The organism is Mesorhizobium sp. M7A.F.Ca.CA.001.08.2.1 (assembly GCF_003998455.1).
Lineage (GTDB): Bacteria > Pseudomonadota > Alphaproteobacteria > Rhizobiales > Rhizobiaceae > Mesorhizobium > Mesorhizobium ciceri.
In genome coordinates, this window is record NZ_RZPW01001159.1 from 1 (window position 1) to 1,295 (window position 1,295).

Consider the following 1,295-nt stretch of genomic DNA (forward strand, 5'->3'; position numbering starts at 1 on the left):
CGGTCTCACCGTCCAGCTGGTGGATTAGCAACCTGATGCGCTCGACCAGGCGAGGCAGCACTTGTTCTTCGTTGTATATCGGCAGAACCAGTGAGTAGCGCAGCGACACGTTCGCTCCGGTCCCGGTACCTTGGATCACAGTGGCCTCCATGCCGATGAAATGAAACGCCAGCCCCAAAGTTCCATAAGACGTTACTAATTTAATGGTTGTCGTAGGCGGGTGGCGAACTGTACGTTCTGAACGTCTTCGGTCTGATTAGGAGTGAGATATCGTTTCGCGCACCGGCGGAGCAATGCGCTGTTTTCGTCATTTCGCAATCCATTGTCGGGTAAGGCCGCCTTGCCAGCTCTTGTCAGCGCGTCGGCGCGCGATAATTTTTGTGGGGAAGGGACTTCGATCAAAAGGAGCCGACGATGGAACACAAAACTCTCAGCCAACTGCAGACAATTGCAGATGTAGAACCCCTGTCGACATACCCGATCATGACCCGCCAACAGCGCATCGAGCGCTGGGCAGAGTTGCTGGAACAAAGTCCCGAGCGACGCCTGAGAGCGCTTACTGGCACTGAGTATTTGAAGCGCGAAGCTCGCGACGCGGCGCGCGGTGAGGGCTCGCCGATTACAGTGGCCTTCGAGGACCCGCTACTGCGTGCGTTAGGCCTGAAGGATGACACCTATGGGGAAGCAAAGCGCTTCTTCGAACTGTCCGACGGGGAATTGCATGACATCGTCTGCAGTTGCCATGTCGGAACCACGTTCAGAGGGCAGTGGGCTGCCGCTCGAGTCCGCCGGTCAATCGGAGGGAACAGGCTTCTCAAGTGGCTCAGAGAAAGAATGTGGCATTGAGGTCGCCAAGGACGGCGATTGAAGCTCGTTCAGAGCGAGGTGGATGAACGATTGACGCGCCAGCGCTCCGCCGTGGTGACGAGGGGGTTCGGCACCCAAAGGTTGTCACGCAGACGGGTGGGCGCTCTACTTGCGGTGCTTCCAGGCAAGGCTGCATTCCCAGGGGCAGGATTCTGGGCTTCTCTTTGCGGCTAGCATCACGACGTGAAGACGTCGATCGCTCGGCCCTCTGTTGCGCTAACCTCGGCGGCGCCTGGCCTGAATGGCAGCAAAAGTCACTGGGCGAAAATCCCAGGCGTCAACGCCGACATCGTGCTGGCGCGTCATTGGCTTCAGCCGGCCATGAGAATGGCCGTGCAGGTTTATTGATTTCTTGCCGATCTGGTTCCAGGTGCGGAACGGGTAGTGGCAAAGAACCAGGAAACTGCCCTCGACAGTTAGCTCCTTGT

1 protein-coding gene and 1 pseudogene are annotated in these 1,295 nt (G+C 57.8%); one reads left to right on the forward strand and one right to left on the reverse strand.

The genetic code is table 11. The features are described 5' to 3' along the window. Positions 1 to 414 precede the first annotated feature (414 nt). Positions 415 to 846, forward strand: a complete 432-nt coding sequence (locus EN914_RS35785; RefSeq protein ID WP_013525086.1) for a hypothetical protein — start codon at positions 415 to 417, stop codon at positions 844 to 846. Positions 847 to 1,083: 237 nt separating this feature from the next. Here the strand turns inward: EN914_RS35785 and EN914_RS38855 are convergent. Beyond that, positions 1,084 to 1,295: pseudogene (locus EN914_RS38855) on the reverse strand (metallophosphoesterase); the annotation flags it as partial.